Raw genomic sequence first — 15,406 nt, forward strand, 5'->3', positions numbered from 1 at the left:
AGTTTAAAATTCTAAATGAACCACCTGACAGATTAAATCTTTTTAATTCCAACTCCGAGAAACTCTAATGCTTCTTCAAGCATTTTTTCAGGTGGTTGATCAATATTTAGATGCATACCATAACTAGGTTCTTCCCAAGTCGCAAATTGGGAATCCAGCATACTTGCTTTCATGTAGTGATTTTTTCGTGCGAGCATCCGTTCCCAAATTAAATCGCGATCTCCTTTTAAATGAATCCACTTCACCTCTGAATTTACTTGCAACACTTTTCTATAGGACTCTTTCAATGCTGAGCACCCTAGGACCGAACCTCCGTGAGCATTTGATTCGATTAAGAGTTCTGCAAGTGAATTCAACCAAGGAGCTCTATCCAAATCATTCAAAGGAACCCCTTTACTCATTTTTTCAATATTTTCAGCTGGATGAAATTCATCAGCATCATAAAATGGCAAATTCAAATACGCTGCTAAAGCTTTCCCGAGTGTAGTTTTCCCCGTTCCTGAGACTCCTGTGACAATAACAATCATCTCGGAATTTAGGGAAAATAATGATTTAAAACCCGATAGAAATTATGGGATGGTATATTCTGATCCATCTGCATTCGACAAGAAACTAGGGGATAAATTTGGAAACCTTTTTGGATTTTTGTGCGAACTAGAAAAGTTTATCATCTTTCTAGACTATACTTTTATAAAATTTTTATTAAAGTATGTTTTATTCAAAAACTTTTTTTAAATTTGTTCTATCAAATAATTAATTGAAAAATCGTATTTATTCAAAATTTAATTTTATATTTTTTGGATAAACTTCTTCTAATAGGGGATAGAAATCGATTACTCTCTTTATTTTATTTGGAATTTGGATTAGGATAAAATATCTCATAACCGAAAATAATCTTTCAAGACCCTTATGCTAAGCAAGTATCCACTTTCAGAAGTAGAAAAGAGTTTTCTCAAGGAATCAGGTGTAGAAAAAATCAGCACACTCATTCCTTACCTACAAGTTGATAATTTTCCAAAATTAGGTTTGCTAACTGCCTGTCGCTTTTTGGAATGGGCTGCTGCCAATCCAGAAGGGGTAATCAGTTTACCAACTGGAAAAACTCCTGAATTTTTCATTAAATGGACTCAGTTTTTACTTGAAAACTGGGACAATAAAAAAGGGAAAGATGTAAGAGAAAAATATGGTTTGGGAAATACCAAGAAGCCTGTATTAAAGGAACTTACATTTGTACAGATAGATGAATTTTATCCTATCTCATCGGCTCAGAAAAATAGTTTTTTCGACTACGTTAATAAGTTCTATATCGACGGATTCGGATTATCAAGAGAAAAAGCGATTCTGATTAATTCGGATGAGATTCCTCTAGCTAATGGTGCACACTTTAGTAAGATATTTCCAGATCTGAAGGTTGACCTTTCACTTCGATTCCGAGATCCACAGAATGAACTGGAAAAACTACAGCAGGAGTCCATCTACCTGATTGATCAATGGTGTGGAGACTACGAGCAGCGAATCCGGGATGCCGGAGGAATCGGATTCTTCCTAGGCGGAATAGGTCCTGACGGTCACATCGCTTTCAATACCAGAGGATCTCATATTTTTTCTGTAACCAGACTAACTGAAACCAACTTTGAAACTCAAGCTGTTGCGGCGGGTGATTTAGGAGGAATTGAAGTTTCTGCCAATAGATTAGTCATCACGATCGGTTTAGATACAATTGTTTACAATCCAGAGGCAGTGGGAATAATCATCGCTGCAGGAGAAGCAAAAGCGGGTATCGTAAAAGACTCTTTGGAAACCAAGATGACTAATGTTTACCCGGCAACCGTTCTTCAAAAATTGAAAAATGGCAGATTCTACCTCACCAAAGGAGCCGGCGTAAAACTCACTGACTCCATGGATTCCTATTATGAAAAAGGTGAGTGGACTTGGGAAAAAACTGAAAGATCTGTAATCGACCTTTGTAAAAAACTCAAGAAATATGGCCATAGGCTCAAACTTTCTGATCTGAAAGCCGACAAATACACTAGTCTTATTCCTGACTTGTCAGAAGACACCGTCAATCAGGTGATGAAAAGTATCGAAAACAAGCTTGCAAAAGGCCTAGAGCAAGAAACTGATGAAGTACTTCTACACACAGGACCTCACCATGATGATATTTCTTTGGGAATTCTCCCACATATCACCAATCAGCTCCACGAACCCAGCAATGAAGCTCATTTCTCTGTTCTGACTTCAGGCTTCACTGCTGTGACTAATACCTTTGTCATTGACACACTTCAATTCACCAAAAAGCTTCTGGATGAAGGCAAAATCCAAATGGTACATTTTGAGGATTTTTTCCAGATTGGATACAGTTTGAAAACAGACAAGGACGTCTACCATTTCCTCACCAATGTAGCTTCAGAAAATGCCTTTGAAAGAGAGCGTGGTCTTTGTCACCGAGTGATTAGAGCTTTGGTAACTATCTATGAGATCAAAAACAAAACGCAACTTCGTGAGACCATCAATGAAGTGATCAGCGTATTGAGAAATAGCTACGACGGAGAGAAAAACCCATCCAAAATCCAAAAGCTGAAAGGAATGATCCGAGAGTTTGAAGAAGAATTGGTTTGGGCCCACTTTGGAGTGCAAGTGAAAAACGTCCATCACTTGAGACTAGGATTCTACACAGGAGATATATTCACGGAACAACCAGACAAAACACGTGATGTAGAACCGATCGTGGAAATGTTTAGGAAAGTTAATCCTACGAAGATTAGTTTAACACTCGATCCTGAGGGAAGTGGTCCGGATACCCATTACAAAGTGCTTCAAGCAACTGCCGCAGCAGTAAAAAAGTGGGGTGAAGAAAAAGATATTAGTAAACTTCGAATCATTGGATACAGGAATGTGTGGTTTAAGTTTGAGCCACATGAAGTCAATGTGATCGTACCTGTTTCTCTTGGGGATATGTCAGTGATGGAAGATTCATTTGCAAATTGTTATTTAAGCCAAGTGAATGCATCTTTCCCAAGCTATGCGCACAACGGGAAATTCAGTACCGTTGCAAAGCGAACTTGGGTAAATCAACTGGATGCGATTCAACTCCTGCTTGGTAAAAATTACTTTTACCTTCATGAGCGAGCAAAAGTGAGATCAAGCCACGGATTAATTTTCTTCCGGGACATGAATGTTGAAGAATTTTTGGCCACGGCCAGAGAACTTGAAAAATCAATAGAAGGAATGCTTTAAAACGCATTCTTTTAAATTTTAACCATTTCAATCAGAGGGTTGTCCCTAAAAGTAGACGACTCTCTGATTTTTAGATTAACCTATTAACCCAAAATTGTAATAAATGGAAAAGGCCATTTTAGGATTAGACATCGGAGGCACTGGCATCAAAGGCGGTGTATTGGTCAATGGACATCTACATGATATCCGGTCTATTTCTACTCCGGCTCAAGAAAGCAAGGAATATATTTTAGAGACTATTGCACAGTTTATTGATTCTTATTCAGCCTATGAGATCTTAGGAATCGGAATCGGAATTCCTGGCTTAGTGAATGTAGAAGAGGGGATTGTTTTAGGACTTTCAAACATTCCTGCTTTCCAGCATGTAGAACTAAAAAAATTCCTATCCAATCGCTATCAAAAACCCATTTTCATCAACAATGATGCAAACTGTTTCGCTTTAGGGGTACACAAATTTGGCGTAGGTAAAAAATTCAAAAATTTGGTGGGAATTACGCTGGGCACAGGGGTTGGCGGTGGAATTGTGATCAATGGACATGTGTATAGCGGAGTGAATTCTGCGGCTGGCGAATGGTGCAGTGCACCTTACCTCGACTATGACTTTGAGCACTATTGCAGCGGAAAGTTTTTTGCAAAATATTACCAATCCAGACCAAAGGCTCTGGCAAAGTTAGCTCTAGCTGGAGATGAGAGAGCTCTTAGGGCATTTGATGAATATGGGCACCATTTGGGAGAATTAATAAAACATATATTGTACGCATTGGCTCCTGAAGCTATAGTATTGGGAGGATCCATCAGAAAAACCTATCCATTATTCAAAAAATCACTTAATCAAACGCTCTCGACTTTTGGCTATGCCACAGTTTTGGACCGATTAGAAATCTTACTTTCCGAATTAGATGAGACCGCAATCCACGGTGCTGTGGCGTTGGTAGAATTGGAGCCCGAAACAATCATTAATTAGTTTATCAAGTTGGTTTAGTTTTCTGAAAATGCGGATCTCATCAGATCCGCTTTTTTTTGCTATTCTGATTTTAAGAATTCCAACTTAATTTTGAACAAGAATGTATTTTACCCTACTTTTCCCATGCAATAAGATCTTTCAAAATGCCCAATTATCTCCTCAAAGTCGCCCTTGCTCAAATTGCTCCAGTTTGGCTGAATAAAGTCAAAACCCTCGAAAAAGTAGCATCATCAATCGAAGAAGCGGCTTCTAAAGGTTGTGAATTAATCATTTTTGGAGAAGGACTTGTGCCGGGCTATCCTTGGTGGCTTTCGATCACCTCTGCATCAGATTGGGACAATAGAATTCAAAAAGAAATCCATGCCCACTACCTGCGGAATGCCATCAGCGTCGAATCCGGTGATTTGAAGCGAATTTGTGAACTGGCAAAGGCAAATCAGATTGCCATTTATCTTGGGATAATTGAGCGACCAATCGACCGGGGCGGCCATAGCATTTATTGTTCGCTCGTCTACATAGACAATACCGGTGAAGTAAAATCCGTACATCGTAAACTTCAGCCCACCTATGATGAGCGCCTGACTTGGGCTCAGGGAGACGGATATGGACTTCAGGTTCATTCCCTCAAAGAATTTACAGTAGGTGGATTGAACTGTTGGGAAAACTGGATGCCACTTGCGCGAACTGCGCTCTACGGTCTTGGAGAAAACCTCCATGTTGCAGTATGGCCGGGAGCTGTTCGGAATACTGAAAACATCACGCGCATGATTGCCCAAGAAGGCAGATCATTTTCAATCTCAGTTTCAAGTTTAATGCGAAAAAGTGACTTCCCAGCCGATACACCTCATCTGGATGTGATTTTAAAAAACTGCCCGGATGTCTTAGCCAATGGTGGTAGCTGTATTGCTGGACCGGATGGGAAATGGATTTTGGAACCCGTGGCTGATCATGAAGGACTTTTGATTGAAACATTAGACTTTAACAGGGTCCTCGAGGAGCGTCAAAACTTTGATGCAGTTGGCCACTACTCAAGGCCGGATGTCTTACAATTAACTGTCAATCGGGAAAGACAAAGATCAGTTAAGTATGACTCTTGAAATCAAAAAGCAGAAGTCTGAAATCAAAAAATTGAAAGGAAACAGCTTTTGCAACCTATGATTTCAGACTTCTGAATTAACACTTCTCATTTTATCCCCCTCTCCCACTAGCCAATAGCGGAATGTCAGTCAGGTCCTGAACTTTGATCGGTTTTCCGGTCTCAATACTATTTCGAGCTGCGATACCCACCAAGATTGACATGGCACCATCTCGGCTTCCGGCGGATTGACGCCAAGGATCTGCCATCGTTGGATCCTTGAAAAGCTTATCTTTCAATCGAGTATCTCCTCCTCCATGTCCACCTCCTCCATGAGGAATAATGATTGTTTCTCTTTCCCCAAAATTCTTGGTTAAGTGGATTTCATCCTCAGCTTTTTCATCCCAAGGCTGACGCTCTTTGATCCAGGCCTCGAGTCTTCCTTTTGTTCCATTGAAAGCAATTCGATAACCCTCATATGGAGAGTAAGTCGTCAGAGAATAACTGACCTGGACGTCATTTTTGTATTTAATCTGTACGGCCATCTTATCATAGATATTGATGTCCTCACGGAAGACACAGCCATCCCGATGGTATCCATCGTATTTCTCATTTTCCACATAGAGCTTCATCAGATGCTCACTTCTGGTAATATCCCAGTGAAAATCACATTTGTCAGCATGCACACATCCTCTACAGGTAGTACCACGGAAAGGCCCATTTTTCCCATAAAACTCCAATTTACCGTAGGCGAAAACCTCTTCGGGATCCGAATCAATCCACCAATTCAACAAGTCGAAATGGTGGGTGGATTTGTGGACTAAAAGCGTCCCTCCTTTTTCCTTGTAGCCATGCCATCTTCGGAAGTAATCAGCACCATGAGAAGTATCCAGATACCAATGAAAATCCACAGAAGTTAAATCACCTATTTCTCCTGCCCGTAGTAATTCGTATAGTTTTTGGCGATGGGGTGAATAGCGGTAATTGAATGTCACGATCAACCGCTTTCCAGACTTTCGCTCTGCATCCAAAATTGCCTGACATTTGAATTCGTCAGTGGTCATTGGTTTTTCAGAAATCACATTGATGCCTGAATTTAAACCTTTGATGATAAACTCGTGATGTGTGGAATCCATTGTAGTCACAATCAGCACATCTGGTTTGGTTTTGGCAAGCATTTCATCAGCATCAGCAAACAACGGACAATCAGCACCTATGTATTCTTTTCCATAGCGAAGTCTTCCTTCATTTTTATCACTCAATCCTACAAATTCTACTTGATCTTTATAGACCCGCATCACATCGCGCCCAAACATAGAGCAACCTCTCACTCCTGTTCCAATCAAAGCAAGTCTCATTTTCTGATCCGGTTTATCCCAAAAAGTAAGCGCTTCAGCGATCGGATGTACCATAAATGATCCCGCAAGAAGAGATCCGGATTTTGCGATGAAATCGCGCCTGGAATTAATTTGATTCTTATCCATGAATTTTAAGGTTATTGGGTTGGAAAGAAGTAAGATAAGCAATTCTATTTTTTTTTATATCAGGGATTACGGAATCGATTTTTCTGATTGTTAAACAGATAAAAAATCAGCTTTACAAATCATTTGAGCTATTTTTGAGTTTCTGAAAATAAGCATGGAACGCATAATCTCTTTTCGGGGACTTTTTCGAATTAGCAGGCCTATCAATTTGTTGATGGTAGGCTTTGCGCAGCTTATGGCCGCTTATTTTTTAATAGAGACGAACAACCAAGGCTTACCTGTTTTTCAGGATTTCAAACTATATCTACTCGTGTTTTCAACGATCATTATCACCGCAGCAGGTTATATGATCAATGACTACTACGATGTCAAAATCGACTATGTCAATCGCCCCCATGAAGTGATAGTTGGGAAAGGAATAAAACGTCGAATGGTGATATTTCTTCATACCATTCTGAATTTCATTGGAATAGGGATAGGTTTTGCGGTGGCTCCCCGGATAGGATTGATTAATTTTGTTGCAGCATTTCTACTCTGGCTATATAGCAACCGATTGAAGCGGGAACCCTTCATAGGTAACCTTACTGTTGCATTTTTGACAGGCTTAGCAATTTATTTGGTAGCTTTTTATTACCAAAAATCAGAACTACTCGTATTGACCTATGCTATTTTCGCTTTTTTCCTTAACCTGATCCGTGAGATTATCAAAGACATCGAGGATCGCCCTGGAGATCGGAAACACGGTTGTCGGACTTTACCGATTGTGATTGGCTTTCGTAAAACCAAAGATGTTATATTTCTAGTAGCGATCTGTTTTGTTTCAGCGATCATCATTATCACTTTTGAAATCAACAAACCTCACCTTTTTTACTATTTTGGAGGTTTGGGTATATTTTTCCTGTATTTCATGTACAAGATCTACCAAGCGGATCGAAAAGATCATTTTACTCAGCTAAGCCTTTTTGCTAAAATTCTAATGCTCGTTGGGACAATGAGTATGGGATTTCTTTGATTTCAGATTTACGATATGAGATTTTTGAGATCTAAAAGATTCTCTACCGCTGATATCAGAAATTAAACTTTTCCGCTTCGCTGATAAAAACAAATTCAAACAAAACCCAATCTATTCGAGAATCCGGAAAATCGTAATCTCCAATTTGTAGACACATTTCGCAATAAAACCAGTATTTTGATGCAAATTTTCTAAAGAATGCTCGAAAGCAAAGTCATTGTCATCAAAATCGGCTCGAATGTCCTAACACAGGAAGACGGACTTCCCGACCTCATTCGAATGGAGAAACTGGTCTTGCAGATTCAAAATCTGATGAGTCAGGGAAAGAAAGTAGTCCTTGTAAGTTCCGGTGCGGTAGCTTTTGGAAGACAGGCGATTCCACTTCCGGAAAAATTAAACCCCGTTTTCAAAAAACAAATTTGGGCCTCTACAGGTCAAATCCGCCTAATCCACGAGTACCAACAACGCTTCGAAAAGCAAGGAGTCCAAATCGCTCAGATTTTGGTCACCAAGGAAGATTTTCGGGATCGAAAGCATTTTCTGAATATGAAAAATTGTATTCAGGCTTTGTTAGCTCAGGGGATCCTCCCGATCATCAACGAAAATGATACAGTGACGATTACCGAATTGATGTTTACCGACAACGATGAACTGGCCGGTTTGACTGCAGCCATGATCGATGCAGATACACTGATCTTGCTTACCAATGTGGACGGGATTTATACCGGAAACCCTGCCGAACCAGGATCGAAATTGATCGAAAAAGTCTCTTCCTCCATGCCGGAAATCTCCAACTATATCTCCGCATCGAAATCCTCCTTTGGTAGAGGTGGCATGCTGACCAAATATGCCATGGCTAAAAAATCAGCAGATTTGGGGATTCAAGTTTTCATCGCCAATGGCAAACGGGATAATATCTTACAGGAATTTGCCGAAGGAAAAATCAAATGCACGCAATTCGAAGCCAAAAAATCGACTCATAGCACCAAAAAATGGCTGGCTCACGGGGCTTCCTATTACAAAGGTGAACTGACTGTCAATGCAGGAGCGAAAGCTTCACTTACTTCAGAAGTCATTCGAAGTCTACTTCCAATTGGGATTTCAAGTTTGGAAGGTGAATTTTCCAAAGGTGACATTTTACTGATTAAAGATGAAAAAGGGCGGAAAATCGGTTTGGGTCGAGCAGAATACAATTCAAAACTCGCCCAAGAGCGATTAGGACAAAAAAATCAAAAAGCACTAATTCATTACGATTACCTCTATCTTTTCGATCATGAATGAGTATCAGAGAATTTTTGAAGATGTAAAAAAAGCCAGCCGAAAGCTGATTGGGCTCTCTGACTCCAAAGTAAATGCGGCCTTAAGTGATTTGGCGGATTTGGCTATCGCCAAAAGTGATTTTTTGCTCTCCGAAAATCAAAAAGATTTAGCCCGAATGGATTCACAAAACCCAATGTACGATCGGCTTTTACTTTCAGCGGAGCGCATCAAAAATATATCCTCTGAATTGATTCAGGTTAGTAATTTACTTTCTCCACTCCATCATGTTTTGGAGCAAAAGATTTTAGAAAATGGGCTTTCCTTACAAAAAGTTTCCGTTCCCTTGGGGGTAATTGGAATCATCTATGAATCCCGCCCCAATGTGACTTTTGACGTATTTGCCATCGCAATCAAATCCGGAAACGGATTAGTCTTGAAAGGGGGCTCAGATGCTGATGCCTCCAATCGAGCCATTTTGAGTTTGATTCATGAAGTTTTGGAAAAGCATGAAATCCCTACTCAAGCTTTTCAACTGCTTCCCGCTGATCGGTCCGCTACTAAAGCTTTGCTTGAGGCGGTTGGTTTCGTAGACATAATCATTCCCCGGGGTTCGCAGGGACTGATCAATTTCGTACGGGAAAATGCGAAAGTCCCGGTAATAGAAACTGGTGCTGGAATCGTCCACACTTATGTGGATGAAAGCGCAGATTTGGAGAAAGCAAAAGCTATAATTCTGAATTCAAAAACGAGGAGGCCAAGCGTCTGCAATTCTCTGGATTGTCTGATTATTCACGAGACTCACTTGAATAATCTAAATAAATTAGTTGCTCCTCTATTGGAAAAAGAAGTCGAGATTTTTGCAGATGAATTGGCTTTTGGGGCTTTAAAAACCAACCCACTGGTCCATAAAGCGACAGAAAAGCATTTTGGGACAGAGTTTCTCAGTCTAAAACTGGCGATCAAAACAGTTGCAAACTTAGATGAAGCCTTGGATCATATTTCCCACTATTCTTCGCAGCATTCAGAAGCCATCGTTACCGAAAATCAGGACGCTATGGATCGTTTCCTTTTAGAGGTAGATGCTGCTGCAGTCTATATCAATACCTCCACAGCCTTCACGGATGGGAATCAGTTTGGATTGGGAGCCGAAATAGGAATCAGCACTCAAAAACTCCATGCGCGTGGTCCAATGGGACTCAAGGAACTGACCAGCTACAAATGGATCGTTCGTGGAAATGGTCAAGTGAGAACGTAGGGAGTTGGAGACGAATAACATTGAGTAATTTTAATACAACTGGTAAACGAAAACTACGATAAAGGAAAAATCATTTTTCAAAAGGCAACTTCCGTAGAAAAATCAGAGAGTTGAGAAGATATTGCAGTTAATCTCGAACATCGATATTTCGTCGAGATAATTGTGAGTACGATTTGACCTTTCACATTCCTGAGTTTTTTTCATTTATCAGGTTCAGATATATAGGATGTGGTCAACTACATTACACAATAGTCAAGACGTTAAACCCTGAGTAGCGAAGCTTAGGAAATGCTTGAGAAATTGACTTATCTCAGAAAAACCCCATAAAATTATAATTGAAGACAAAGGCTATTTTGAGTTTTCCGACAGGCAGATTTACTTAATGGCTATTGACCATACCTCGAATTATTGCTGGAAGGCAAGGAGGAAAAACTAAAAGAAAAAGAAAATTATATAATATAATTGCAAGTCCTGCCATCAAACCAACTATCAAACCATGACCGCTAAAGACATCTTAGGGAATCCTGATTACCTCGCCATTTCTTTTGGAGGCTATCGAGACACCACAAGAAACAACCAACCTACCCTTGCTCAGCTTAAGGAGGATTTGAAAATTCTTTATGCCATGGGCATTCGGATCGTGAGAACCTACAACGTACAACTTCCCCATGCGCCCAACGTGGTCAAGGCGATTTCAGAATTGAAAAAGGAGTTACCTGGTTTTGAAATGTATGTGATGCTAGGTGCTTGGATTGATTGTAAGCATGCTTGGACGGAATTAACTCCAGATCATCACCAAGAGAGTGAGCAAAATGAAGGCGAGATCAACCGAGCAATCGCCCTTGCAAAGGAATACCCATCAATAATCAAGGTAATCGCCGTCGGAAACGAAGCAATGGTGAAGTGGGCTGAGTCCTACTATGTGCAGCCCGGAGTTATCCTCAAGTGGGTTTTGCAACTCCAGAAACTCAAAGCCAAAAATGAGCTTCCAAAAGACCTTTGGATTACCTCATCGGATGATTTCTCTTCCTGGGGAGGCGGGGACCCGATGTATCATGTGCCGGAACTAGAGCAACTCATTCAAGCAGTTGATTTTGTATCGATGCACACTTACCCGATGCACAACACCCATTATAATCCTTTCTTTTGGGGCGTTACTACTGAGGAAAAGAAATTACCTAAAGAAAAAATACTGTCCTTATCCATGAAGCGCGCAGTTAGCTTTGCCACAGATCAATATGAGCAAGTCAAAGCTTATGTGCAGCGTATCGCGTCAGGAAAGCCGGTTCATATTGGAGAGACCGGATGGGCTACGACTTCAGATGGGTTTTACGGTCCGAATGGAGCCAAAGCTTGTGATGAGTATAAAGAAAAGCTCTACTATGAATCCATGCGAAATTGGTCCAATGAAAATGGAATTTCTTGTTTTTATTTTGAAGCCTTCGACGAGCCTTGGAAGGATGCTGGAAATCCGATTGGATCAGAAAATCACTTTGGATTAATCACTGTTGACGGAAAAGCCAAGTACGCCCTTTGGGAAAAAGTAGACCAGGGAATCTTTGATGGATTGACTCGTGATGGTCGCCCAATTACCAAATCTCTTGATGGAAATGAGAAATTAGTCCTTGAAAAAGCGATGATTCCTCCCTTAAATCATCATTTGAAATGAGCCAACTAATGTGAACTAGTTTGGAATCAACTTTCCATTCTTTCTTTAATTTCAATTAGTAAACCTGTAGCACTTAAAAAACCATCTCCCTTGAAGACTGAAATAATTGAAACTTCCGCTGATGGAAACAAGCTCCAAAAACTACAAGATTTTGACCTTAGTGGTGAAACTTCTTTGATAGAGATCCATCCTTCCAAGGATTTTCAGACAATCACAGGTTTTGGGGGATCATTTACTGAATCCTCTGCTTATGTCTTAAGTCAATTAAGTCCAGAAAAACGAAGAGAAATCATTGAGGCGTATTTTGGTGATTCCGGAGCCAAGTATTCCTTGACTCGAACACATATTAATTCCTGTGATTTTTCCTTGAGTCAATATTCCTATGCTCCAGTGCCGGGAGATATTCATTTGGAAAATTTTTCGATCGACAAAGATCGAGAAATACTTATCCCATTGATTAAGGACGCCATGACTATTTCCAGCGATGGATTTAAACTTATTTCGTCGCCTTGGACAGCTCCCCCTTGGATGAAGGATAACCAAGACTGGATTGGTGGTAAATTGCTAAAGGAATACTATCCCACTTGGGCTTTGTTTTTCTTAAAATACTTAGCCTCTTACCAAGCTGAGGGTATTCCGATCTGGGGAATAACTGTTGAAAACGAACCCCATGGCAACGGAAATAATTGGGAGAGCATGCATTATTCACCTGAAGAGATGACCGAATTTGTGCAGCAACATCTAGGACCAACCCTCGAGAACAATGGTCATCAAGCGGTAAAAATTTTCGGTTATGATCAAAATAGAGCTGGTCTCAAAGATTGGGTCGACGTCATGTTTGCCACCAAGGAATCCTCAAAATACTTTGCCGGAACGGCCATTCACTGGTATGAAAGCACTTATGAGGTATTCCCGGAAGCCTTGAACTATGCGCATGCTATCGCTCCTGATAAATACCTGATCCAAACCGAAGCCTGCGTGGATGCAGAAGTTCCAAAGTGGAAAGATGATGCTTGGTATTGGAGCAAAGAGGCTACCGATTGGGGCTGGGACTGGGCTCCTGAGGATCAAAAATTTTTACACCCAAAATATGTCCCGACCTACCGCTATGCCCGGGATATGATTGGATGCTTGAATAATTGGGTGGATGGCTGGATTGATTGGAATATAGTACTGGATCGACAAGGCGGACCAAATTGGTTTAAAAACTGGTGTGTCGCACCAGTAATCGTAGACCCCGCTTTAGATGAAGTCTATTATACCCCGATTTATTACACCTTAGTCCATTTCAGCAAATACATCAGACCTGGAGCCAAAGTAATTGGGGTAGAAAAACAAGACGACACCTTATTGGTTACCGCAGCAAAAAACCCTGACCAATCCATTGCAGTGGTTATTTTAAACCAAGACATGGAAAAAAAAGTATTTGAATTGAAGCTTGGAGAAGAAAAACAAATGATTTCCATAAGTCCCCAAGCTATTCAAACCATTTTGATCCGAACAAACTACTAATTCACAGTCTTTAAAAAAGATGAATAAATGGCTTGTAGCAAGCCGAGTCGAATTGTAATTTAAGCCCCATAATTAATAACTATTTCATGCCATCATTTAGACAAGAGCGATTTCTTTCTCTCGCTTCCTCAGACTTAACAGAAAAGCCGTTAGCAGATTTAAAAGAAATTTTAAAACAACAATTGACCAGCGGTGTCCATGGTTTTTGCGCTAGCCCCTATTTGGAAGGCCAAAAACCAGGTGATCAACTTACCGAAGAACAAATCCGAAAAAGATTGGAGGTATTGAAGCCACATACCAAATGGATCCGGTCCTTTTCTACCACTGAAGGCAATGAGCTCATCCCAAAAGTCGCAAGAGAACTAGGTATCAAGACTATGGTCGGTGCTTGGCTAGGGGATGATCCAGAGACCAACCGGAAAGAAGTAACTAATTTGATTGAATTAGTGAATCAAGGACTAGTTGATATCGCTGCTGTAGGCAATGAAGTACTCTACCGGGGAGATCTTACCGAGGCTGAGCTTCTTGAATACATTCATGAAGTAAAAAGTAAAATCCAAAAGGATGTGCCAGTAGGTTATGTAGACGCCTATTATGAATTTCATGATCATCCAGCTGTCGCTGATGCATGCGATTTAATTCTAGCCAATTGCTATCCTTTTTGGGAAGGTTGTCCACTTGAGCACTCCCTACTCTACATGAAAGAAATGTTCAGAATCGCTACTGAGGCGGGCAAAGGAAAGCGAGTGATCATCACGGAAACAGGCTGGCCAGACCAAGGATCGAATTTACGTGGCGCAGAACCCTCAACTGAAAATGCCATCAAATATTTCATCAATGCCCAGCAATGGTCCATAGAGGATGGCATAGAGTTGTTTTATTTCTCTTCCTTCGACGAATCTTGGAAAGTAGGCAACGAAGGGGATGTTGGTGCTTTCTGGGGAGTTTGGGATAAGAATGAACAATTAAAATACTAGATCTCTAGAGTAGCTAATAAACGTAGCATCAAAAAAACCTAGGTATAAAGAAAGTCTTCAACCACTAGATTGCTTTTGGGGAAAACTTTGTGCCTAGGCTTTAATTTGCCTAAGATGAATTGGGACTTCATTAATTTATTTTTAGAAAGAAAGCCAGAAAGTCTATTTTTCATAAGCTTCAATATCCCAGAAATTGGTTCTAAAGCTCAAAACTCTTAAAATCAGAAAACAATCTATTGAACTCCTGAAAATCTCGTAAATCCTCAACGTTTTTTTGATCTAGCCTTTAGAATGGTTTAATTTTAAACTCCAAATTAAATCCGCCTAAATTGAAAAGTCTAGCCATCCTTGCCTCCGGAAGTGGAAGTAATGCCGAAAAAATCATGGAGTATTTCAAAAACTCTGAGAAAGCCAAAATCGCTTTAGTGGCTTCCAATAAAGCAGATGCATTTGTTTTAGAGCGAGCGAAGAAATTTGAGGTCCCGACGTTTACTTTCTCCAAAAAAGAGCTTGAAGAGGGCTTTTTACTCAAAAAACTCCAGGCTGAAAAGATCGATTGGGTAATCTTAGCAGGCTTCCTTTTAAAGATTCCAGCAGAACTTATTCGGGCATTTCCAGACCAAATGGTTAATATTCATCCTGCTTTACTTCCAAAATACGGAGGAAAGGGAATGTACGGAGCTCATGTGCATGAAGCTGTTAAGGCAGCCGGAGACACCGAAACAGGAGTTACAATTCATCTTGTCAATGAACACTACGACGAAGGAAAAATCATTTTTCAAGCAGCTACTTCTGTAGAAGAATCAGACAGTCCAGAAGATATTGCAAGCAAAGTTCATGCACTCGAGCATCGCTATTTTCCGGAAGTGATCGAGAGCTTGCTTTGAAAACCCCATTATTAAAAAGCCGGATTTCTTTCAATAAAAAAGATTTTTGGTTCTTCGTAAACACAAAAAAACAC

12 protein-coding genes are annotated in these 15,406 nt (G+C 40.3%); 10 read left to right on the forward strand and 2 right to left on the reverse strand.

Annotation, left to right across the window (positions count from 1 at the left end; translation table 11 throughout):
- Window positions 1-32: 32 nt before the first annotated feature.
- Window positions 33-527, reverse strand: coding sequence for a gluconokinase (locus tag BVC88_RS09255; RefSeq protein WP_075350398.1), 495 nt, complete (start codon window positions 525-527; stop codon window positions 33-35).
- Between the two features lie 382 nt (window positions 528-909).
- Here BVC88_RS09255 and BVC88_RS09265 point away from each other — a divergent pair, with 382 nt between their 5' ends.
- From BVC88_RS09265 to BVC88_RS09275, 3 genes are all read left to right on the forward strand, one after another.
- Window positions 910-3,237, forward strand: a complete 2,328-nt coding sequence (locus BVC88_RS09265; RefSeq protein WP_075350400.1) for a PIG-L family deacetylase — start codon at window positions 910-912, stop codon at window positions 3,235-3,237.
- A gap of 103 nt (window positions 3,238-3,340) precedes the next feature.
- The gene (locus BVC88_RS09270) at window positions 3,341-4,201 is read left to right on the forward strand and encodes an ROK family protein (protein ID WP_075350401.1); all 861 of its coding nucleotides are present in this window, start codon (window positions 3,341-3,343) and stop codon (window positions 4,199-4,201) included.
- 143 nt (window positions 4,202-4,344) lie between these two features.
- The gene (locus BVC88_RS09275) at window positions 4,345-5,298 is read left to right on the forward strand and encodes a carbon-nitrogen hydrolase family protein (protein WP_075350402.1); all 954 of its coding nucleotides are present in this window, start codon (window positions 4,345-4,347) and stop codon (window positions 5,296-5,298) included.
- Between the two features lie 91 nt (window positions 5,299-5,389).
- Here the strand turns inward: BVC88_RS09275 and BVC88_RS09280 are convergent, their stop codons facing one another.
- Window positions 5,390-6,760 (reverse strand): Gfo/Idh/MocA family protein, encoded by a 1,371-nt coding sequence (locus BVC88_RS09280; RefSeq protein WP_075350403.1) that lies wholly within the window; start codon window positions 6,758-6,760, stop codon window positions 5,390-5,392.
- Between the two features lie 154 nt (window positions 6,761-6,914).
- On the opposite strand from BVC88_RS09280, the gene BVC88_RS09285 reads away from it, so the two are divergent.
- The 7 genes from BVC88_RS09285 (at window position 6,915) to purN (ending at window position 15,332) form a co-directional block, all read left to right on the forward strand.
- Window positions 6,915-7,772: a geranylgeranylglycerol-phosphate geranylgeranyltransferase gene (locus tag BVC88_RS09285; protein WP_075350404.1), complete on the forward strand. Its 858-nt coding sequence runs from the start codon at window positions 6,915-6,917 to the stop codon at window positions 7,770-7,772.
- 198 nt (window positions 7,773-7,970) lie between these two features.
- Window positions 7,971-9,053 carry a glutamate 5-kinase gene (gene proB / locus BVC88_RS09290; RefSeq protein ID WP_075350405.1) on the forward strand — a complete coding sequence of 361 codons (1,083 nt, stop codon included), beginning with the start codon at window positions 7,971-7,973 and terminating at the stop codon, window positions 9,051-9,053.
- Entirely contained in the window at window positions 9,046-10,287 is a 1,242-nt protein-coding gene (locus BVC88_RS09295) for a glutamate-5-semialdehyde dehydrogenase (protein ID WP_075350406.1), read from the forward strand. The genes proB and BVC88_RS09295 overlap by 8 nt, the downstream gene beginning before the upstream one ends.
- Window positions 10,288-10,783: 496 nt before the next feature.
- Window positions 10,784-11,956 (forward strand): glycosyl hydrolase family 17 protein, encoded by a 1,173-nt coding sequence (locus tag BVC88_RS09300; RefSeq protein ID WP_075350407.1) that lies wholly within the window; start codon window positions 10,784-10,786, stop codon window positions 11,954-11,956.
- Window positions 11,957-12,046: 90 nt separating this feature from the next.
- Entirely contained in the window at window positions 12,047-13,468 is a 1,422-nt protein-coding gene (locus BVC88_RS09305; protein WP_089153070.1) for a glycoside hydrolase family 30 protein, read from the forward strand.
- An 86-nt stretch (window positions 13,469-13,554) separates the two neighbouring features.
- Window positions 13,555-14,445, forward strand: coding sequence for a glycoside hydrolase family 17 protein (locus tag BVC88_RS09310; protein WP_075350409.1), 891 nt, complete (start codon window positions 13,555-13,557; stop codon window positions 14,443-14,445).
- Window positions 14,446-14,774: 329 nt separating this feature from the next.
- Window positions 14,775-15,332, forward strand: coding sequence for a phosphoribosylglycinamide formyltransferase (gene purN / locus BVC88_RS09315; protein ID WP_075350410.1), 558 nt, complete (start codon window positions 14,775-14,777; stop codon window positions 15,330-15,332).
- Window positions 15,333-15,406 lie beyond the last annotated feature (74 nt).

The sequence above is a fragment of the Algoriphagus marinus genome (genome assembly GCF_001936475.1).
In the GTDB taxonomy this organism is placed as follows: domain Bacteria; phylum Bacteroidota; class Bacteroidia; order Cytophagales; family Cyclobacteriaceae; genus Algoriphagus; species Algoriphagus marinus.

What these genes read in the sequence shown, in the direction of transcription:
- BVC88_RS09255 (WP_075350398.1), bottom strand. Translation starts at nt 527, where the DNA reads ATGATTGTTATTGTCACAGGAGTCTCAGGAACGGGGAAAACTACACTC.
- BVC88_RS09265 (WP_075350400.1), top strand. Translation starts at nt 910, where the DNA reads ATGCTAAGCAAGTATCCACTTTCAGAAGTAGAAAAGAGTTTTCTCAAG.
- BVC88_RS09270 (WP_075350401.1), top strand. Translation starts at nt 3,341, where the DNA reads ATGGAAAAGGCCATTTTAGGATTAGACATCGGAGGCACTGGCATCAAA.
- BVC88_RS09275 (WP_075350402.1), top strand. Translation starts at nt 4,345, where the DNA reads ATGCCCAATTATCTCCTCAAAGTCGCCCTTGCTCAAATTGCTCCAGTT.
- BVC88_RS09280 (WP_075350403.1), bottom strand. Translation starts at nt 6,760, where the DNA reads ATGGATAAGAATCAAATTAATTCCAGGCGCGATTTCATCGCAAAATCC.
- BVC88_RS09285 (WP_075350404.1), top strand. Translation starts at nt 6,915, where the DNA reads ATGGAACGCATAATCTCTTTTCGGGGACTTTTTCGAATTAGCAGGCCT.
- proB (WP_075350405.1), top strand. Translation starts at nt 7,971, where the DNA reads ATGCTCGAAAGCAAAGTCATTGTCATCAAAATCGGCTCGAATGTCCTA.
- BVC88_RS09295 (WP_075350406.1), top strand. Translation starts at nt 9,046, where the DNA reads ATGAATGAGTATCAGAGAATTTTTGAAGATGTAAAAAAAGCCAGCCGA.
- BVC88_RS09300 (WP_075350407.1), top strand. Translation starts at nt 10,784, where the DNA reads ATGACCGCTAAAGACATCTTAGGGAATCCTGATTACCTCGCCATTTCT.
- BVC88_RS09310 (WP_075350409.1), top strand. Translation starts at nt 13,555, where the DNA reads ATGCCATCATTTAGACAAGAGCGATTTCTTTCTCTCGCTTCCTCAGAC.